Raw genomic sequence first — 20,801 nt, forward strand, 5'->3', positions numbered from 1 at the left:
TTCAATAAACCGTGCTCGATTGAATCATTCTTTCATGTATCATTGCTGCAAGCGCATCAATATAATCAGCGGAATCGTTCAGAAATTCGGTGGAAACAAACTCCAATCCGCAAGCTTCCGCTTTAAGCCGGCTATTGATGCTGCAATCGAATATCGCCTCGACATTTTCCGTTAAAGATAACAAGTCGCAGACGACAATAGCTTTGCCGCCTTCCTGTGCCACTTCCTCCATCCTGTCAAACACATCCGGTTTCAGCCATGTCTGGGGTGCAGGACCTGCGCTTCGATAGGCAAGCATCCAATGTTGGCAGGTTGCTTGATCTGCTACGGCCTTAGCCAGTTCAGAGAATGCTTGAATAAATTCGATATTTGCTTGCGGTGAACCAGGCTGACTGTGCGCAGTAAACAAAACGGTTGCCTTTGAACGGTTCGTCGATGATAGCCATTGATGGGCCGTTCGAAGGCGAAGGCTGATCGCTTCCACCAGACTTGGAAACAGGTGCCAATCATTTACGGTCATAGCTTGTATTGGTCGGTCATGAGTCCGACCGGCGGCGGGAAGCCTTACGGCAATATTGCGAAGGGGATTGAAAAGCATTACGGCAGCTTTGAACAGGTGAAATGCCGATTCTGGTCGTCGATGTATGGGAGCATGCCTATTATTTGCAATATCAGAACAAAAGGCCGGATTTTTTATCATCATGGTGGAATGTAGTCAACTGGGAGGAAGTCAATCGCCGCTATAACGAAGCGATCCGTTAATCGTCATAACCTAAACTTTGCAAAAGCGGCAAGCTGCTTTTTGCAAAGTTTTTTAGCTTTAAACGTTTGATCTTGCTATGGAAGGGAGGATATCCATGAACGAACGCGCGGCTCCTCCTTTACGGGAACCATCGACAAGGTGGGAAATTTTGATGCTGCTCAAGAAGCACGGTTCAGTAAGTGTCCAGGAAATGTCGGACTATCTGGGGTTAACGGGAATGGCCATTCGCCGGCATCTCAATGCTTTGCAAAAGGAGAAGTATATCCGGACCTCCAACGTACGTCATCGTACCGGAAGACCGTTGTTCGTAGATGGTCTTTCGGTTTTTGCCGAACCGTTGTTTCCGAATCAATACGATGTACTTGCCACGGAATTGATGGATGAGCTCCATGACATGTTCGATGATTCGTTTGTCGGCAAACTATTTGAGCGGAGAATGAAATCTCATAACCTCGTGATCCGTAAGAGAATCGAGAGCTTTTACACTCGGTTCTTTTTCTTTTGTTGAATCTTGCGCTCATCCGGTATGGTCAGAATTTGCTTTACAATATAGCATTTTAATTTTATTGTGAAGATAGACGATAAAAAAAGGAAGAGCAGGAAATCGTTCAGTTTTGAATAATCCAGTCGAACAATAGAAATGAGTGGATCACATGAACCAAAAAGTGGTGTTAGCTGGCGGGACGGGGTTTATCGGAAAATATTTGGAGAGAAAATTTTTGGAACTGGGATATGAAGTGAAGATCATTTCCAGACAAGACCATCATATCTCATGGAACGATCATGCAGGAATAGCAGATGCTTTGGAAGCTTCCGGGATGCTGATTAATCTTGCGGGGAAGTCCGTCAACTGCCGCTACAACTCTAGAAATAAGGAAGAGATCCTGCAATCGAGAACAGAGACTACCCGCATACTTGGAAATGCCATCTTGGAATGCAAAAACCCTCCTTCGTTATGGATCAATTCCAGTACGGCTACGATTTATCGACATGCGGAAGACCGGCCGATGACCGAGGATCATGGTGAAATCGGATCAGGGTTCTCCGTTGATGTAGCCAAAGCATGGGAGAACGCATTCTTTTCTTTTCAATTACCCCAAACCAGACAAGCGGCCTTAAGAATAGCCATTGTATTAGGGGAGAGCGGGGGAGTTATCCATCCGATCCGAAACCTGGTCCGATTCGGACTTGGAGGTGCCCAGGGTTCGGGAAATCAAATGTTTAGTTGGATTCATATCGAGGATTTATATCGTATTATTCTCTTTCTTAGAGATAAAGAAGAACTGAGCGGGGTGTTCAATTGTTCATCGCCTCATCCTGTCACCAATCGTGAGCTCATGCATCAATTCCGTAAAGCGATGAATATGAGAATAGGACTGCCATCCCCCCAATGGCTGCTTGAAATAGGTGCCTATGTCATAAAAACGGAAACCGAATTGGTTTTGAAAAGCCGTTGGGTTATTCCCGAGAGGCTGGAGAGAGAAGGATTTACGTTCAAATTCGATACATTGGATAAGGCGCTTGAAGATATTTTACATAGGTCGCATTCGTAAAAGGCCTGCCTGTCCAACCGGCTGCTGCATTCTATAAAGTAGGTGAACGAACTGTTCAGCTTAACGATCATGAAAATCGTGATTTCCGTTCTCATCGTATTTGGATTGGCGGAGATTTCCAAAAGAGCAAATCCTCATCTGGCCGGGATGATCTCTGGGATTCCATTGGGTACGGGACTCTCCATATATTTTATTTCTTTGGAGCAGGGGATTGATTTTACGATTCGCGGGATACCTTGGGGGATTGCCGGGTTAGCTGCCGCTCTTGTGTTTTGTTTCGTTTATCTTGTCATATCCGGAAGTCTTGCATTGAATTGGAAAGGAACCGTTATTTTCTTATCATCCACGGGTGGTATTTTTGCCTTTTTATTGTCAGGTTATTTTATTTATTCATTGGAAGTAAACGTGGCATCGGCTTCTTTTATATTTTTAGCGGTATTCATGTTAAATCTGATCCTGATGAAGAAACTGGTCCGCCAGCAGGGGAAGGGTTCGGGAACCAAAAGCACGGGAATGCAGTATTTCATCAGAGGTATAACGGTTGGAGTGATTTTAATCCTGATCACCGGAACGGCCTCTATGGTCGGCAGCAAATGGGCCAATATTTTAAGTTCATTTCCCTCTACCCTTTTTCCGCTCATTGTCGTACTGCATTACGAAGACGATCATCGGCTTTTTCCATACGTCATTTATGGATATTCGTATAGTATAACAGCGTTATTTATATTCTATATCGCTTATTTGTTCGTTGTTCCCATCTATGGACTTCATGCGGGTTATATTTTGATTTATGCCATTTGTGCCGTGTATCTCTATTTGCTCCAAAAATTACGAATGCGTTTCGGATCCGCTCGTTGAGGAGAGCGGCTTTCTCGTATACAAACGAGGAGGATGCTAAATGGCTTTTCCGCATCGGCTCTGGCCTATTGCCAGGGTCTTTTGTTGTTTCCATTCCTTTAACGACCGATGCCGCAGGTAAATTATAATTGATAATGAGAATCGTTATTAATATAATAAACTTATCCGAAAAAGGTAATGAATTCAAAAAAATAACAGGTGGTGGGAGAGTTGCTATTTCAGTATCATACCTTACTTTGGAATCATGCGGCTCTCAGGGTGCAGGACGTACGTCATGCCATCCTGCAGCCGGGCGAAAGCCTGCGCGCATATCAGCTTCCAGCCAGCGTATTTCTGTATACTGTTCGCGGTAAGGCACATGTGTTGATTGATGAGAATGAGTATGCCGTGGATCGGTGCTATGTTTGTCATGCCGGCAAAGGTGCTTTTCTGGATATTGCACAGGTAGTGGAGGCATTCGAATATTACCTGGTATTTTATACAGCGGTCTTGACCACGCCATACTGCCAAAAATTGGTGCATCGGCATCAAACAAGCAATCCTTTTCAGGTACAATACGGTTTTGCGCCCCAGTTTCCGACACCGCTCTTTTTGGGAATAGAGCAAATGAACCGACAATGGCAGCAAATCGGCACGCTGGAGCAGTTCCATGTCAAAGCCTTGTTCCATCAATTTGTTTATGAATTGCTGCATCAGCTGCAGGAGCAGGGAGGCGAGACGACTCAACCGAACCTGGTTGCCCAAGCGATGCGATATATTGAGGGACGTTACGCCGAGCCGATTACGCTGAATTCATTGGCAGCTGTGCTGGATTGCAACGCGCGACAATTGCAGCGGTTATTCAAAGCGAGGCTGCATGTGGGTCCGATCGAGTATTTGATTCAGGTGCGTCTGGACAAAGCCAAGGCATTGCTGCAGCAGACGAATGTCCCGTTAAAACAAATTGCCGAGGCCGTCGGTTATACGGACAGTTACTATTTTAGCCGGATGTTTAAAAAATACATGGGGGTTTCTCCCAGTCTATTCAAGGAACGGGCATGGCAGCGGAACGATCGTCGCCATAATCCATCTCGTCTGTCGCAATTCCCTATTGTTGCCAGAAGATTGCGAAGATATAGTGATATTGGTGATGATGAAAATCATTATCAATACAAAAACGAAGGGGCTATACACATGTATAGAAGTTCAAAAGCGTCATTGGCCATCAGTTTGATGCTCAGTCTTGTTTTGCTGCTAGGCGCATGCTCGGGCACATCTGGTGGAGGAGGGACCTCCCCGACCAACAGCGTTAATGTGCAGCCGGCCGTCACTCGCGGCGAAGCGGATAATGCCAATACAGCGGGGAAAACGGCGGAAAGCACGCAGCGCAGCATTCAGCACCTTAAAGGCGAACTGGTTCTCGAACAAAAGCCTGAAAAAATTGTGGTGCTGGACTACCAGTATATCGATCAACTGCTCGCGTTGGGAGAGCAGCCGATCGGAAGTGTCATCGCTACGAGCGACAGCTCGGTATTCCCGGAATATCTGACGGATAAGCTGGATGATGTTAAGGTGTTAGGAACGAAGGAGGAGCCTAATTTGGAGGCGATTATCGAGGCGGCTCCGGATCTCATTATTTGTACGGAGTTTCAGGAGAAAGTTTACGAGAAATTAATCAAGATCGCGCCGACACTGATGTTTGACAGAAATGAAGACTGGCGCACGATGCTCCTCAAGTTCGGTCAAATTGTCGCCAAGGAACAGGAAGCGCAGAAGGTGCTCGAAGGATACGATCAAAAAATTGCCGATCTAAAGGCAGCGTTGGCAGACAAGCTGAACGGGCAGACCGTTGCTTTGATCCGTCCGCGCGATAACATGATCCGGCTGCATACGACGGGACATCGTACTGCAGAGATTCTGTATCGTGATCTCGGTCTTTCAGCGCCGAAAATGGCAGTGAATAACGAGCAGACCAGCTTGCCCATTTCGTTAGAGGTCATGCCGGAATTGAACGCGGATCACCTCTTTGTCTTAAAAGATGATTCCAATACGGAGTTAACGGATGAATTTCAAAAGACATCCGTCTGGAAAGGCCTGAATGCGGTACAAGCCAATCAGGTCTATACGGTCAACACGACGATGTGGATCGGCTATTACGGTCCTATTGCCATTAATCTGGTCGTGGATGAAATTGCAGAAGCGCTGTTGTAGATAATACAGAGATATTGCCATCTATTGGTGAACGATAGGCCGCTGATTGTCTATGGAGGTATCACAGCCCGCCAATGTAAAGCTTTAAACTAAGTAAGACATAATGGGAAGGGGAGCAACCTGAGTCGCTTCCTTTTTTTTATCCTTGCGAATTTTTATTGCTGAATGGTGAGGGGAGAGCATGTCCAAAAGCACAATAAGACTGACGATCGATTCCAGTTCAAAAGATGACCAGGATCGCGCCAAGCTCAGCGAGCTGCATCAAATCGTTGTTGATCAGGTGATACGATTGGAAATGAAAGAATACGTGAAAGTAACATTGGAATATGTAGGCGCCGGGCGTATCATGCAATCGGCGGAGAGACCCAACGATGAGGAAAGCGTCGAATCGTTGGATATGACCGCGTTGAGCCAGAGACAACAGCAAATCGCGGAAATGCTGTGCAATCATTACTCGATTAAGAGAATTGCCGATGAACTTTATATCAGCGTCAATACGGTAAAAAAACATATTCAGAACATGAAGAAAGCGTTGGATATCGATTCGGCGGGTGCGGATTTTCTTTACACATTGAAGCAGATGATGGATAGGGAGAGCAAGGACGGAGGAAAAACATACTTCATTTAGATCATCTAGATTATTCGATTGGAGAATTTACTCTATCTGGACTTACTGCTATTCTAAAAACAGACATCGATGATAATGATTATCATTATTATCGATTCTGTACTTTTCCGGAGGAGGACGGATATCGTGAACGCTTATGTTGCTGAAAAATCAAAAAATGACCCCTATCTTCAGAGTCAGGCAGCTCGGGAATCCAATGCTAGATCTTACCCCAGGCGAATCCCGATCGCGATTCTTGAGGCGGAAGGCATTTATGTAAAAGATATGGACGGCAAAGTTTATTACGATTGTCTTGCCGGAGCCGGAACGCTTGCATTAGGCCATAATCATCCTGTCGTCATCGACGCGATTAAAACGATGCTGGACAGCAAACGGCCGCTGCACACCCTTGATTTGACAACCCCGCTGAAGGAGCAATTTGTGGATGAATTATTTTCAAGCTTGCCTGAGGCATTTGCCAAAGATGCGCGCATCCAGTTTTGCGGGCCGACAGGAGGCGATGCGATTGAAGCGGCGATTAAGCTGGTAAAAACGGCAACAGGCCATCGCAGCATTCTCTCGTTTCAAGGAGGATACCATGGCTCGACGCACGGAACGATGAGTCTAAGCGGGACGCTTGGACAAAAAGAAAGGGTCCACGGATTAATCCCGGATGTACACTTCCTGCCGTATCCTTACGCCTATCGCTGCCCGTTTGGTGTCGGCGGGGAGCAGACTCATCGGATTAGCAGCCGTTATATCGAGAATTTGCTAAACGATCCTGAAAGCGGCGTTGTCTCTCCTTGCGGAATGATATTTGAAGCGGTGCAGGGGGAAGGCGGTTCTATTCCCGCGCCGGTCGAATGGATCCGGGAGATGCGCCGGATTACGCAGGAAAAAAACATCCCTCTGATTATTGACGAAGTGCAGACGGGACTTGGGAGAACCGGAAAAATGTTCGCTTTCGAACATGCTGGCATTCTCCCTGATGTGCTGGTCCTTTCGAAGGCCATCGGCGGAAGTCTGCCGCTATCGGTTGTGATTTATCATAAAAAGCTGGATACCTGGAAACCGGGAGCGCATATCGGGACGTTTCGGGGCAATCAAATGGCTATGGCGGCCGGACTGGCAACATTGAAATATATAAAAGAAAACGATATCGCAACCAAAGCAGAGCAATTGGGAAATCGGTTGAGGGATCGTTTAAACGAGCTGAAATCGAAAGTGGAATTTATCGGAGATGTCCGCGGTCGCGGTTTAATGATCGGCGTAGAGATCGTGAATGCCAATGAGGAGCCTGACAAGCTGGGGCATTTTCCGGCTTATCCCAAGCTGGCAAGCCGCATTCAGCAGGAATGTCTCCACAGGGGATTGATCCTGGAGATTGGAGGCAGGCATTCCGCCGTTATGCGTTTTTTGCCGCCATTAATCGTAACGGAACAGCAAATCGATGAAATTGCACGGATTTTCAGTGAAGCCTGCCATGCGTCTTGCGCTGCCCTGCATGCGGGAGAGTATGTTTGATCCGGAAGCGAAACTGGCGAAACCTAAAGAGAGTAATTCGGATGACGGTTGGATGAGAAAGGAGAGAACGAATACGAATGCTGCAGCAGCAAACGGATGCAACCACCTCCGTGAGAAGTGTGGAGCTGGCGGCAAAGGCGACCATGCGCGCCTTGCTGAATAGTTATCTCAGGGAGATCGGAGTAATCGATCCACGGGCCTTAAAGCTTGGTCAAAGGAATCCCCTTCCTGAGCCAGGAGAAGCGGTCGTCATCAAGCTTCCCTCGACCGGGAAGACCATCACGGGGACTTTGACTTATTACTCTGTGATCGGACAGCATGCTTACGGATCTGCATTTAACGAAGTGAGTTCAGACGGAACGCTTCGGAAGCTGGATATTCATCGGTTGATTTCACTGCTGCTTGAAGAGCTGAGCCATCTCGAAGCTTTGGACAAACGCGGGGCTCATCTGAATCACATGAAGGCGCGCATCGAAAACAGTCTCCGCAAGATGAGCATGTATATCGAGTACGAATGGAACCAACGGCATTCCATAGCGGACAAGAAGCCGGATTGCGTCCGTTCCGAGCAATCGCTTTATTTCGGTCATCCCTTTCATCCCTATCCGAAATGCTCGGAAGGGTTCGCCGATGAGGAGCTTGCGCAGTACAGTCCTGAAATGGGCGCTTCTTTTCAATTGAGTTACTTTGCCGTCCGAAAGGAATTGGTTTATGAAGAATGGCTTGATGGAGAAGCTCAAGCGCTGCCGCCGGCTGTGATGGCACATGCCCAGCAACAATTGGGCGATAAAGTAAGCGAGTATGTGCTGGTGCCCATGCATCCCTGGCAGGCAAACTATGTTGTGCGGCTGCCGGAGGTTCAGGAATTGATGAATCTGTCCGCCATTATTCGTCTGGGTCCATCCGGTCCCGTGGTATATCCGACTTCTTCGGTAAGAACAGTGTGGGATCCGGAGGGGGGATACGGATATAAACTGCCGCTGAATGTTCGGATCACCAACTTGATACGCGAAAATACGCGGGAACAAACGAAACGGACCATGGATGCCGCCAACGTGATTCACCGGTTACAAAACGAGCTGAACACGGAGCATTTCAAAATTATTTCGGAAACCGGCTACAGCAGAGTCGGATTCGATTCGGTTTCAGAAGATTGGTCATCGAGCTTTACGGTCATCTACCGGCCCTTGGCCGTGCCGCATGCCGCTACATTTGTCATGGCCTCCTTATTGGAAAGCTTTCCGGGAGAAGAGGAGCCCAAGCTGATTCAAGCGATCAGGCAAAACGATCAAGGACGGCTGCCTGATTTAACTTATTGGCTGGAATGCTATTTGCACATCTCCATGCTGCCGCTTCTTCGCATTTTAGCCGGGAAAGGGATCAGCTTTGAAGCGCATTTGCAAAATTCCCTGCTGACCCTGAAGAACGGACTGCCCGATTGCTATTATGTGCGGGATCTCGAAGGGGTCAGCATCGACCGTCATAAAGCAGCCGAAGCAGGCTGGATCCCTACGCTGATTGAAGATCACAGCCCTGTCCTCTATGAAGAAGCCAAAGCTTGGATGAGGACCAAGTATTATTTCTTTGTGAATCACCTGGGTTCGCTGATCCATACGATTGCGGCTTACTGCAGGGAGGACGAGGAACGCTACTGGGGCATCGTCAACCATTTGCTCGAACAGGAAAAATCGGGAGCTGACGAACGGCTGCTTGCCTACATCGACGATTTATTGTACAGCGATGTTTTGCCGGCCAAAGCGAATTTTACAAGCTGCTTTCTGTCCAAAGGAGAGATGCCATTGTTTGTCAATATTCCCAATCCCATCAAGGGACAAGCCTAAATGAATACGCGGTCCCGGCCGAACCCAAAAATCGGGAAGCTTGTAAAAATAGGGCGTTCCGTTTCCAAAGTCGTTAACATTCCTATTTTATGGGACAGACATCCAATGCCCGCTTTCCCATAAGGTTTAACGGCCTTTTAAAATGAGAAAGGAATGTGTCGTCACCGTGGAAAAGTGGAAACGAAATTTGTTCATTTTGTACGTAGGGCAATTTCTGGCGATGGCTTCAATGAGCTGCGTCACCCCGTTTTTACCGCTTTATTTGCAGGAATTAGGGCTTACCGATCCGGAAGAAGTTCGCTGGTGGACGGGCATAATTTATGCCGCCAACCTGCTGACGGCCTTTATTTTTTCACCGATTTGGGGAAAGATTGCAGACCGCTACGGACGCAAGCTCATGCTTGTCCGTTCCGGAATTGGCATGGCCGTCACCATTACGCTGATGGGGTTGGCCACCAGCCATATTCACTTGCTGATCCTGCGTTTATTAAACGGGATGATGGCCGGATTCGGTCCGGCCGCCATCGCCTTGACAGCCACGAACACGCCCAAGGAGCGGAGCGGGTATGCATTGGGGATTTTGCATTCCGGATCTGTGGCCGGAACCATGTGCGGCCCTTTATTGGGCGGATTGATGGCCGACTGGTTCGGGTTCGCCGCCGTCTTTTTCTATACCGGTGTAAGTATTTTCATAGCGGCATTGATCGTCATCTTTTTGGTCAAAGAAAACTTTGAGAAACAAGACCGGAAAGAAAAGACAAACTTTGTGCAAGATTTCAGGAAAATCGTATCCCGAAAACCAATTGCATCCCTGTTTGTCTCCGCATCCATCATTCGATCGGCCATGGTGGGCACCTTGCCTTTCATCCCGCTGTATGTCCAGTCCTTGGCGCCGAGTCAGGATAATCTGTTCTTTTTGGCCGGGATTACGGCGGCGTCGATGGGGATGGCTAACATGATTACCGCCCCGCAGCTGGGGAAATTAGGGGACAAGTACGGCTCGCATAAAGTGTTAATCTGCGCCGCATTCGGAGCGATCCTGTTCTCTGTTCCGCAGGCATTTGTCCAGGAACTGTGGCAGCTCATCGTGCTGCGTTTCTGTACGGGGGCGTGCCTTGGCGGGATGATGCCTTCAATCCATGTTCTCGTTCGTCATTTTGCGCCGAAAGGGATGGAAAGCCGGACCTACAGTTATGTCAATTGTGCCATATTTCTTGGCGGGATGGCAGGGGCGCTCGGCATGGGAGCCGTCGCTTCCCGGTTCGGATTACCGTCGATCTTTATTTGCTCCGCTTTTCTTTTGCTGCTCAACAATGGCTTGATGAAATTCACTCTCCCTGACGCCAACCGTTACAGCAAGCCGGTCGGCATGACCGGTGTGCAGGATAATAACCGCAGCGGGGAGGTGAAATAATCCGGGAACGAATGGAATCAAAGCGAAACGCTTCATGGAGATGAAATGGATGATGCCATATTACTTTCGAACGATGGGAGCCGTGAACTGATGAGTGTGTTAGAACCATTACAGCGCGGAGAAGAGAAGGATTGGATTCGTGCTTATTCGTCCGAAATTTATGCTAAAGTGGAACAACGAGTCCTTTGTCAGCTGATCGAGGCGGTGCTTTATGAAGAAATTGCCGTTCCCCTTCATGGGCTTCCCGTGTCCGGAGATTTCGAGGATCGCCTTGTTCTCCCGGGAAAAACAAACGAAGGGGAACCCGTTGAATATATGTTTGAGGGCAAACGCCAATTCAGTTTCGGCCGTTTTCGCATAAAGAAAGGAACGGTAAGACGCAAGGAAGCAAAGGAAGACCCGACTGCGGCAACGTTGTCCGGATTTGTGGAAGAAGTGCTCGGTCAGGTTCAAAAAAATGAACGTTTGGCGATGCTGCTGCAAGAACTGGAACATACGCTGGTAAAAGATTTGCAGGCCCAATACCATAAGTCCGTCGCTCCAATGCCGGAAACGCCATGGGATTACGATGATTTGGAAAGCGATTTGGACGGCCATCCGTATCATCCGTGCTACAAATCGCGGATCGGCTATAGCTTGGGGGACAATGCCTTATACGGACCGGAATTTAAAACAAAACTAAAGCCGGTATGGTTGGCGGTCTCCAAATCGCAGAGCCTGATTTCTTTATCGGAAGGAACAGACTACAACTCATTTATACAGCATGAACTCGGGAAACCTGCGTATGAAGCCTTTGTTTCTTTGCTTAATGAAAAGGGGCTGGATGCCGGCGATTACTGGTTTATGCCCGTTCATCCCTGGCAGTGGGAGCACATGATTCTACCGTACTTTCATCGTCAGCTATCCGAAAAGAAAATCGTCCGGCTTGGCAACGGTTCCGACGAGTACCGTCCGCAGCAGTCTATACGCAGTTGGGCCAATCATTCCCACAAAGAGAAAGCGTACATGAAGCTGGCGCTGAATATCACCAATACATCAACGAAACGAATATTGGCGAAGCATACCGTGATGAACGCGCCCCTCGTTTCGGATTGGCTGCTGTCTCTAACCAGGGATGACGAAACCGCTCGAAGACTCGATTTTGTTTTTTTAGCTGAATTTGCGGGAATTTCCTTTGATTACGAGAAGCTTCCGTCCACTGTACAACTGCAAACCTATGGGAACTTGGGTGTGATTTGGAGGAAGAGTCTATACTGCTATTTAAGAGACGATGAAGAAGCGGTTCCGTTCAGTGCGCTCTGCCACATGGCCGGAGAGCAGCCATGGATTGAACCGTGGGTTCGCAGGTACGGGTTGGAAAACTGGACGCGCCGGCTGCTGGAGGTTGCGATAACCCCTATCATTCATATGTTGTACGCACACGGAATAGCTATGGAGTCCCACGCTCAAAATATAATTCTCATTCATAAAGAGGGACGTCCTTGCCGTCTGGCGTTGAAAGATTTTCACGATGGAGTTCGGTTTTCCAAACAGCATCTGGGACAACCGGAAGTTTGTCCCGATCTTCATCCGGAGCCCGCTCATCATCGCGCTTTAAATCGTCATTCCTTCATACAAACCGATGATCTCCCGGCGGTCAAAGACTTTGTGCACAGCGCGTTTTTCTTTGTGTGCATAAGCGAGCTGTGCATGTTTTTAAACGAACAGTACGGGCTTCAGGAAACGGATTTTTGGGAAATGGTTGCCCGGGTGATTTATCTCTATCAGGATGAGCATCCGCAATACAGCCAAAATTTCGAGCACTATGATCTGTTCTCGGAAACGATTCAAATCGAACAATTGGCAAGAAGGCGGCTGTGGAAAGACGCGGAGGTCGATCCAAAGTCCGTACCGAATCCCCTATATCCATACCGGACAATCAGAGGAGGGAGAGTATGACGACGGAACATAAGGGTCCCGATTCCCGCGCACATTCGAAGGAAGCGGCTGATGAAGCCGATTGCCGGGTCATGGAAGACTTGGTCAATGCATTGCTTGCGGAAACATTTTTTGACGAACACGACGAGGTGAACCTTCTATCCCAAACCGAATGGAAGTTCATGGTTCGCGGTCACATGGGACTAGCCGCAGCAGACCGGCAATTCGGTTCTTTACATCCTAAGGCAAGCGTCTATTGCTGGCGGCTGGATGATTATCATGAGGCCATGATTGTTTTTCCTGTACATCCTGCAATCTTGCAGCCATACCGCTTTGAGGCATCCGCAGGCATGTACGAAGTGCGTATAGAGGAGAACCATACGGTCTATCTGAAAAAGCTCGATCCGTTGGGGCTGATGCGGCATATCGTTCATCTTTACGGGAAAGATCCGGCCGCCATAGATGCCGGCGGAGCGGACCGCTTTATGAATATGCTCGATCAAACATTGCTGCAAATGTCCTGGTCTCTTGAAAACAAACAACCGTCGGCAGGAATACTGGGTTTGCCTTCGGCAGCTTCATTATTGGAGCTGGAGAGAAAGGCGGCTTTTCGCGACCGGCCTTTCCACCCTGTCTCCAAAGTCAAGCTGGGTTGGACGCAGGAAGATTACCGCAACTATACAGCCGAATTTGCCCGGCCGATTCAACTGAACTGGATGGCGGTGAAACGCCGGTATCTCGTTAGCGGCTTGGATGAACATTCCATTGAAGACCAATATAAGCAGGCAGAAACAGGGGGGTTAGCTCCGGCGGATCTGCTGCTTGCCGAAGACCAGAAAGCCGGGATCCGTAAGGAAATGGACAGGCGAGGGCTGAGTACGGAGGAGTTTGTACCTGTTCCCGTCCACCCGTGGCAAATGTCTACCGTATTGCCTGGACAACTGCAAGAGGAAATCGGCAAAGGGATTTGCATACCGTTAAACGTTGAAGCGGGCACCTTTTACGCCACTTCTTCCTTACGGTCATTGATGCCCGCCAATGGAGGCCAGTTACACGTCAAGCTTCCGCTGGGCATGCATTCCCTGGGCGGACTTCGCTATCTTTCGGCCATTAAGCTTATGAATGGACAGCGCGCGGAACGACTGATGAGACAAGCGCTGGAACGGGACCCCGTCTTGAAAAAACGGCTGCTTCTATGCGATGAAACCGTTTGGTGGGCTTATCTGCCTGATAACAGAGACTTGTTTGCCGATCCTCCCAGACATTTATCCGCCATGATAAGACAATACCCTCCGGAAATCACAGATCATGAACATGTACGTTTAGTGCCCATGTCGTCTCTGACAGTTTTCGATAGGGACAGGAAGGGGCATTTGTTTGACGAATGGCTGCGCATGACAGGACTGGAAGTCAATGAATCCTCCGTTTTGCGTTTATTCAAAGAGGCTTTGCTGCCTTATTTTGAAATATGTTTCCGTTTGTTCCGACTGGGGATGATGCCTGAAGTTCATGGACAAAACTCCATTCTAATCTTGAACCGGGGGAAAATAGAAGGTCTGCTGCTTCGCGATCATGATGCGCTGCGTTTGCATGTGCCCTGGTTAAATGCCAACGGGCTGGAAGATCCCGAGTATCGATTGCGGCCGGGTCATCCGAACTCTCTGTATCATGACACGCCGCATCAGCTGTTCTCCTTTTTCCAAATGCTTGGCATCCAGGTCAACAGTTACGCAATCCTTGACAGCCTGTCACGGTATTACGGCATTAAAGAAGAACGGTTATGGATCGAACTGCAGGAATGTTTGAATCTGGCAATGATTGAGGCTAATGTACCGGATGAGGTGAGGTGCGTACTCGAGGAATGTTTATTCGCCAGGGAACGATGGCCCTGGAAGCAAATCATCCGGCCGCTTCTGAAGCCCAATTCCAGGGTCCCGGGAAGCATGCCCTTTGGGCTCGGAGAAGCGCCGAATCCCTTTAAAGTATGTGCCGGGGCGATAGAAACTTCGGTATGAGGCAGGGCAGGTTAACGAATTCAGGAAAGGAGAGAGGGACGCGTGTTTCGCATTCAGGCCAGAGTACAGGGGGTTACGCCAGAGCTTTTGGAGCTGTACCGGAGTATCAGTACTTCCACCATTGGCCATCTTACGGATTTTGGTTTTCTTAACGGGCTGCAGCCCCTTTTTCGGCCGATCCAACTGATAGGAAACGCGGTTACGGTTCGCATTCCGCATCTTGACTCTGCCGCCATTTCCCATGCCATGGAGCTTGTTCAGCCTGGCGATGTTCTTGTCGTGGATATGTCCGGCGATGGCCAAAGAGCATGCTGGGGAGAATTCAGGACTTACGCTGCGCTGGACAAAAAAGTTTCCGGCGTCATTGTATCCGGGTGCGTCACCGATGTTCGCGCGATAACCGGACTTGGTTTTCCCGTCTATTCGAAAGGAATCAGCGCGCTGACCACACGTTCCCTTAAACTTCAGGGCGAGGTGAACACCACCATAAGCATAGGCGGGGTAAGCATACGTCCCGGCGATTTAATTGTAGGCGATGATGACGGCCTGTTCGCCGTGAACCCGGAAGACGCCGAAGAGATTGGTTATGCGGCCTTGGAGAAACAGCGCAAAGAGGCACTGCGAAGACAAGAGTACGAACATGGCCGGCAATTGGAATCCCCGCCTATAACATCGTAATTAATCCAAGAGCTCTTCAGACAAGATAGAAGAGCTCGATTTGTTGTTTCCGGTCACTGTCCGTTTGCTAATTCCGCTATGCGCCGGTTGACGTTATCCTTATACAGGCCGCCATGATAGCAGATGACAGTTTCAATGTCGTACTGTACAAATTTTTTCAGAGAGTTTACGGCCAAGTCCGCATCGATACAGTACTGCGGATCGGGCCCAAGCAGCTCTCCGTTTGCCACGATCATAGAGTCCCCGGCGATAAGTGTTTTGCTTTGTATATGATACAGGCTGATATGCCCGGGAGTATGTCCCGGCGTATGAATCACTACGATCCCTCCGCAATAGGGCAATTCTTCTCCGTCGGCTACGGTTTTATCCACTTTTGATTTGGGCGGGTTTTCAAGCACTTGTCTGAAGGCTTTGCGCCACTCCTCCGGCACATTTTCCGGCAAAGAGTCCATAGCTTGGGCTACGGACTCCGGATTTATTTTAAGCAGTCTTTTTTCTCCTTGAATATATGGTTTTTCAACGTCATTGGCCAATACCTCGATAGGTTGAGGCAATACATTGAGAATTGTCGGTAAACTGCCGATATGGTCCAGGTCTTGGTGTGTTATAATGACTTTATTCAGCGTATCCCATGCGATCCCGGACTTCTCTGCTTCTTGGCGAATGAGCGGCCATTGGCCGGGATATCCGGTATCCACCAAAATCGTATGGTCTGTGTCCCAGAGCAGGGTAGGATAAATAGTATCCATTCGCCCCATGATATTGGATGAAACTTCCAATCCTTATACACCGTTGGTAATGAACATGATGATCCCTCCCCAATGGATATGCGATCTCTTGCTTGTATAGCCTATCGTATCAAATCATATCGAGATAGTAAATAATAAAAATATTTATTATACCACAAAAATAATAAAAAGTCAATATATATTTTGTGGGAATAGGATGAAATCGAAGTAAAAAAATCGCTCACCGATCCCTTGATCGTCAGTGAGCGTATGTTCAGGCTATTCTTGATGGTTGATTTTTTTGAAATGAATCTGCAGTGAGCCGAAAAATACTTTTCCTTGATTGTAATAAAGCTCGCATTGATACCCGTATGGACGCGTGGCGGATTGCAGCAGTTGATAACCCGGGAGCGCTTGAATCAAAGAAGTGATCTGTTCAATGACATGGTTAGGCAATTGGGTGAACATCTTGGCATGAATTCCATCGGCAACCGATATAAAACGGGGAAACGCCGTTTTGTTAAATTGGGAAAGTGCGACACTGTCCTCGGCGAATCGGAGTATCTCTTTATTGATCCGATTCAGGTTTATGGTTATATTTTTATAAAAGTAAATACCGAAGCCGATTCTGTTCGTTATTGGATTTAAGCATTTTTTCCATGTGAAACTCTTTTCTTCCCAAAAATCGTCCAATTTTTCTGTAATTTTATTCCAGTCGAATCGGGTTGTACATATTTTTTTCATGACTATACTCCTTGGATGGTTTGGTCCCTAAGCCCGCTATTTAAAAGGATTCGAAGCCTGCAAGAGGATTGCGACGGCAGGACTGTCCTGCGATAGAAAATGACAGTGAATTCGAGATTTTGACCACCGGTCCGGAACAGCGCGGCAAGCGGAGCCGGTTACCCGCGAAACATTTTTCCGGAACAGCTATATTTGTTCGTGAATTCCATGTAAAATAAAGAGGTTGTGACACAGTGAAACGCTGGAACGTTATAAGAAAGCAGCGACATTGCGGTCTTAAACGGAAAGCTTCGGAGGGAGTTTATGCTGCGAACCGGTACAATCAAGGGAATTCTATTCGATATGGACAACACATTATTGCAATCCAACATTGATTTCCCGGCCATGAAGCACGATGTGTATCGTTTTCTGGTCCGCCATAAAGTGATTCCTGCCGAATTTCCCGTACAGGAGCACACGACATCCACCTTGATCGAACACGCCAAAAATACAGGCATGACCGATGAGATGTATGAAACCATAATCAAGATAACGGAAAAACATGAATTAAAAGGGATGGAAGGCGCAGGGCTTGAACCAGGGGTCAGGGAATTGCTGGAAGCTTTGTGCAAGAACTATGTTCTAGTCATCGTAACGAATAATTCAGTAACAGCGGCTCGAAAGGCTCTGGAAATCACCCAAATCATAGCGTATTTTGATCTGATCATAGGAAGAGAGCACATGACTTCGCTTAAGCCTTCCCCATCCGGATTTCATTATGCCAAAAAACAATTTGAGCATATCTTGTCCGATGAATGGGTTGCGGTTGGAGATTCATGGATTGACGGTAAAGCGTCGAATGATGCGGGGATTGCTTTCATCAGCTACGGCACAACGATGGAAGAGATGATCAAAAGGGGAGTAAAGCCCATAGGCCAGGTGAACAACATCATCGAAATCCTGAGCTTTATCAGGTCATCTTAGGAGCGTTATTTCAGATCGATATTTCAATAGAACCGCGGCCCAAGCTAGCCGGTCCGCTGCCGCAAACCGCAAATGGAGGATAACGATGGAGAGAACACTGGTCAAAGGAGCAGTATATAGTCTGATTATAGGCCTGTTACTAGGCATACTGATCTACCCTGATACGGAAACGATAAATAATGGCAAGGGATTTTTTGAGTATCGGGTTATCCCTTTAAGAGAGTATATTTTCACAGTACTGCGTTTTGCTGTCACGGTCATGTTCATTACATTAATTGCGCTATGGGTTAAACTGGAATGGAAATCGGGCTCTGAAATCATGGAATTTATAGCGGGATTTTTTAAATCATTTTTTATTGTGCTGGCAATCATATTAATAGTAGTCATAGTGAGCATGTTCATTTTTAATAGATAAAGGCAGTTTCAGTGTTAACGATGAATCATAAATCGGCCCACGTGTATGCGTGTTTTTTTTTGTCTGATTTCCTATTGACACTGTAAGTTATTGGGATTATGATAAATATAATTCTGATATATCAATTAAATATTATAAATACATCTATAGAGTATAAAAAGGGTGATGGAATGAAACAAGGAAAAACCGATTTGGCCTACCGGATCATCAAGGGCAAAATTTTAAGCGGCGAATTGAAAGCGCTATCCGACATTTCCGAGGATCGGCTGCAGGAAGAGCTTAACATCAGCCGCACTCCGATCAGAGAAGCGCTGCAAAAATTGGAGCAAGAGAAGCTGGTATATATTTATCCCCGCAAAGGGATCATCGTTTCCGGCGTTACCGTAGAATTACTCAATGAAGTATATGAAATGCGGGAATTGATCGAACCCTTCGTAGCTAAAAGCGTGTGCCGCAAGCTTCCGGAGGATTGGCTGTTAAACATGAAGCAACGCTTGGTTGAACCGCCCGAAGGGATGACACCCGAAGAACGCAAAGCCTATTATATTGATTTGGATAAAGAGCTGCACAATCAAATCATCTATTCGTACCCTAACACCTTTATCCATAATATCATGGGCAACATTTACGACCATAATCATAGAATATTTGCTATCACCTCATCCGTTAATGAGAAGCATAATGTCTCGATCCCTGAGCATGTAGCCATTATTGAGGCTTTTCTGGAAAGAGATCCGGATAAGGTCGAAATGAGAATGAAAGAACATATTGTTTCATCCAGAAAAAATGCCATTGAGTACTTGATCAAGCAACATCAAACCAGAGAGGAGTAAAGTTATGACACACATGACCGCTGCCAAAGCTATCGTAGAGGTTCTATTGAGGGAGGGCGTCGAGAAGGCGTTTTGCGTACCCGGCGAGAGCTATTTGAGCGTATTAAACGTTTTGTACGAAACACCTCGGATTGAATTGATTTCCGGCCGTCATGAAGGCGGGGTTTCATTCATGGCTGAGGGCTATGCGAAGGCCAGCGGCAAGGTAGGGGTATGCTTCGCTACACGCGGGCCGGGTGCAACTAATTTATCCATCGGCTTGCACACCGCTCATCAAGACTCCACGCCCATGGTCGCGTTCATCGGACAGGTGGAAAGCTCGTTTAGAGGACGGGAAGGATTCCAGGAGATCGATCTGGCGGATTATTTCAGGCATTTGGTCAAATGGACAGTGGAGCTCAACGATGCCCGCCGGGTCCCGGAATTGGTCCACAGGGCTTTTCATATGGCCAGATCCGGCAGACCGGGCCCGGTTCTGATCTCCTTGCCTCAGGACGTCCTGGATGAAACGGCTGAAATGGTTTTTCAAGAATCCGAGATGTTATCCCATCCGCGTCCGGATCGCCAAGCCGTGGCCAAAGCCAAAGAAATCCTGCGGCATGCCAAGCGTCCGGTGATTATCGCCGGGGGCGGAGTAACGAGCACCAAATCTGCGAAAGAATTAGTGGAACTGGCCGAAAAATTGCAAGTTCCGGTGGCAACGGCATTTCGCCGCTTTGACGCGTTTCCAAATCAGCATCCGTACTACATCGGGCAATTGGGAGTGGGTGCCGCGCCGTATCTGGTGGAGTGCATAAGGGAAGCGGATGTCGTTCTTGCCCTGGGGACCCGTTTCTCCCAAATAACGACACAGAACTATACGCTGTTGACCTCCGGGACCAAGCTGATACATGTCGATATTTCACCGGATGAATTGAACAAAGTATACCGGCCGGCACTCGGGATTGTAGCTGACACGAAAAATTTTATGCTTGACTTGCTTGCGGAGCTGGGCGAATCAGGGCAAAGCAAAGAGCGTAAGGCTTATATACAGGAACAGCGGAAGAAATATGAACAATATTCCGAGGTTCGCGTCACTTCTGGTCAGCATTATGTGAATTTGGAAGGGATCATGGGCGATCTGATGAATCACCTTCCTTCCGACACCATATTCACTTCGGATGCAGGTAATTTCTACGGATGGATGGCCAAACATTACCGGTTTCAGGAGGAAGGGACTTTTGTGGGGCCGACTTCCGGTGCGATGGGGTATGCCCTTCCGGCAGCCATTGGAGCCAAGGTGGCCCAACCGGAGAAAACCGTTGTGGCTTATGCCGGAGATGGCGGGTTTATGATGACGGTGCAGGAGCTGGAGACGGCTGTACGCTGCAAAATCCCTGTCCTGGCGATCGTCGCTAATAATAACATGTACGGTACGATCCGTATGCATCAAGAGAAGCATTTTCCAAAGCGTGTGATTGCAACGGAATTATCGAATCCGAACTTTGCGCAAATCATGACGAATATGGGCGGACACGGAGAGCTTGTAGAAAAGAATGAAGATTTTGTACCTGCGCTGCAGCGGGCGCTGGCTTCTTCAAAGCCTGCGCTGATCGAGGTTCGCATCGATCCGCAGCAAGTGTCGGCAGCCAGAACGATCGAAGAGCTGAGAGCGGCACAGCCTGCAAAGCAAATGTAAATCATGATGAAAAGACCAACGTTGATTTCGTTGGTCTTTTCATTGGAAAAAGAAGGAGCTGTAAAGCTGCCGTTCCCCAT

18 protein-coding genes and 1 pseudogene are annotated in these 20,801 nt (G+C 47.9%); 16 read left to right on the top strand and 3 right to left on the bottom strand.

What is annotated here, in order from left to right:
* Window position 1: 1 nt before the first annotated feature.
* Complete coding sequence (locus BLT35_RS00160; RefSeq protein ID WP_083351155.1) at window positions 2-520, bottom strand: ferrochelatase; 519 nt, start codon at window positions 518-520, stop codon at window positions 2-4.
* 104 nt (window positions 521-624) lie between these two features.
* On the opposite strand from BLT35_RS00160, the pseudogene BLT35_RS27295 reads away from it, so the two are divergent.
* The 12 genes and pseudogenes from BLT35_RS27295 to BLT35_RS00220 form a co-directional block, all read left to right on the top strand.
* A pseudogene (locus BLT35_RS27295) lies at window positions 625-762 on the top strand (Fe-Mn family superoxide dismutase); the annotation flags it as partial.
* 95 nt (window positions 763-857) lie between these two features.
* Window positions 858-1,271 (top strand): helix-turn-helix transcriptional regulator, encoded by a 414-nt coding sequence (locus tag BLT35_RS00170; protein WP_074726762.1) that lies wholly within the window; start codon window positions 858-860, stop codon window positions 1,269-1,271.
* A 145-nt stretch (window positions 1,272-1,416) separates the two neighbouring features.
* The gene (locus tag BLT35_RS00175) at window positions 1,417-2,316 is read left to right on the top strand and encodes a TIGR01777 family oxidoreductase (RefSeq protein ID WP_054817727.1); all 900 of its coding nucleotides are present in this window, start codon (window positions 1,417-1,419) and stop codon (window positions 2,314-2,316) included.
* Window positions 2,317-2,385: 69 nt separating this feature from the next.
* Window positions 2,386-3,174 carry a hypothetical protein gene (locus tag BLT35_RS00180; RefSeq protein ID WP_074726763.1) on the top strand — a complete coding sequence of 263 codons (789 nt, stop codon included), beginning with the start codon at window positions 2,386-2,388 and terminating at the stop codon, window positions 3,172-3,174.
* Window positions 3,175-3,384: 210 nt separating this feature from the next.
* Window positions 3,385-5,364 (top strand): AraC family transcriptional regulator, encoded by a 1,980-nt coding sequence (locus tag BLT35_RS00185; RefSeq protein ID WP_074726764.1) that lies wholly within the window; start codon window positions 3,385-3,387, stop codon window positions 5,362-5,364.
* A gap of 181 nt (window positions 5,365-5,545) precedes the next feature.
* Window positions 5,546-5,992 carry a helix-turn-helix transcriptional regulator gene (locus BLT35_RS00190; protein WP_054817729.1) on the top strand — a complete coding sequence of 149 codons (447 nt, stop codon included), beginning with the start codon at window positions 5,546-5,548 and terminating at the stop codon, window positions 5,990-5,992.
* Window positions 5,993-6,118: 126 nt separating this feature from the next.
* Entirely contained in the window at window positions 6,119-7,495 is a 1,377-nt protein-coding gene (locus BLT35_RS00195) for an aspartate aminotransferase family protein (RefSeq protein ID WP_249929469.1), read from the top strand.
* 77 nt (window positions 7,496-7,572) lie between these two features.
* On the top strand, window positions 7,573-9,336 hold the full coding sequence (locus BLT35_RS00200) for an IucA/IucC family protein (protein ID WP_074726765.1): 1,764 nt from the start codon (window positions 7,573-7,575) through the stop codon (window positions 9,334-9,336).
* Between the two features lie 142 nt (window positions 9,337-9,478).
* Entirely contained in the window at window positions 9,479-10,750 is a 1,272-nt protein-coding gene (locus BLT35_RS00205) for an MFS transporter (protein WP_074726766.1), read from the top strand.
* A 90-nt stretch (window positions 10,751-10,840) separates the two neighbouring features.
* Window positions 10,841-12,688, top strand: coding sequence for an IucA/IucC family protein (locus BLT35_RS00210; protein ID WP_074726927.1), 1,848 nt, complete (start codon window positions 10,841-10,843; stop codon window positions 12,686-12,688).
* A complete protein-coding gene (locus tag BLT35_RS00215; RefSeq protein ID WP_074726767.1) occupies window positions 12,685-14,682 on the top strand; it encodes an IucA/IucC family protein in 1,998 nt (665 codons plus the stop codon). Before BLT35_RS00210 ends, BLT35_RS00215 begins: the two co-directional genes overlap by 4 nt.
* A gap of 42 nt (window positions 14,683-14,724) precedes the next feature.
* A complete protein-coding gene (locus BLT35_RS00220) occupies window positions 14,725-15,360 on the top strand; it encodes an RraA family protein (protein ID WP_062408954.1) in 636 nt (211 codons plus the stop codon).
* A 53-nt stretch (window positions 15,361-15,413) separates the two neighbouring features.
* Here the strand turns inward: BLT35_RS00220 and BLT35_RS00225 are convergent, their stop codons facing one another.
* Entirely contained in the window at window positions 15,414-16,109 is a 696-nt protein-coding gene (locus tag BLT35_RS00225) for an MBL fold metallo-hydrolase (protein ID WP_367888770.1), read from the bottom strand.
* A gap of 258 nt (window positions 16,110-16,367) precedes the next feature.
* Window positions 16,368-16,832 (bottom strand): hypothetical protein, encoded by a 465-nt coding sequence (locus tag BLT35_RS00230; protein ID WP_074726768.1) that lies wholly within the window; start codon window positions 16,830-16,832, stop codon window positions 16,368-16,370.
* A 303-nt stretch (window positions 16,833-17,135) separates the two neighbouring features.
* Between BLT35_RS00230 and BLT35_RS00235 the strand changes: the two genes are divergently transcribed.
* From BLT35_RS00235 to BLT35_RS00250, 4 genes are all read left to right on the top strand, one after another.
* Window positions 17,136-17,795 carry an HAD family hydrolase gene (locus BLT35_RS00235; RefSeq protein WP_074726769.1) on the top strand — a complete coding sequence of 220 codons (660 nt, stop codon included), beginning with the start codon at window positions 17,136-17,138 and terminating at the stop codon, window positions 17,793-17,795.
* Window positions 17,796-17,880: 85 nt separating this feature from the next.
* The gene (locus BLT35_RS00240) at window positions 17,881-18,210 is read left to right on the top strand and encodes a hypothetical protein (RefSeq protein WP_062408950.1); all 330 of its coding nucleotides are present in this window, start codon (window positions 17,881-17,883) and stop codon (window positions 18,208-18,210) included.
* Window positions 18,211-18,380: 170 nt separating this feature from the next.
* Window positions 18,381-19,043 (top strand): GntR family transcriptional regulator, encoded by a 663-nt coding sequence (locus BLT35_RS00245; protein WP_062408949.1) that lies wholly within the window; start codon window positions 18,381-18,383, stop codon window positions 19,041-19,043.
* Between the two features lie 4 nt (window positions 19,044-19,047).
* Window positions 19,048-20,721 (top strand): thiamine pyrophosphate-dependent enzyme, encoded by a 1,674-nt coding sequence (locus BLT35_RS00250; protein ID WP_074726770.1) that lies wholly within the window; start codon window positions 19,048-19,050, stop codon window positions 20,719-20,721.
* Window positions 20,722-20,801 lie beyond the last annotated feature (80 nt).

The sequence above is a fragment of the Paenibacillus naphthalenovorans genome, assembly GCF_900099895.1.
GTDB lineage: Bacteria > Bacillota > Bacilli > Paenibacillales > NBRC-103111 > Paenibacillus_G > Paenibacillus_G naphthalenovorans.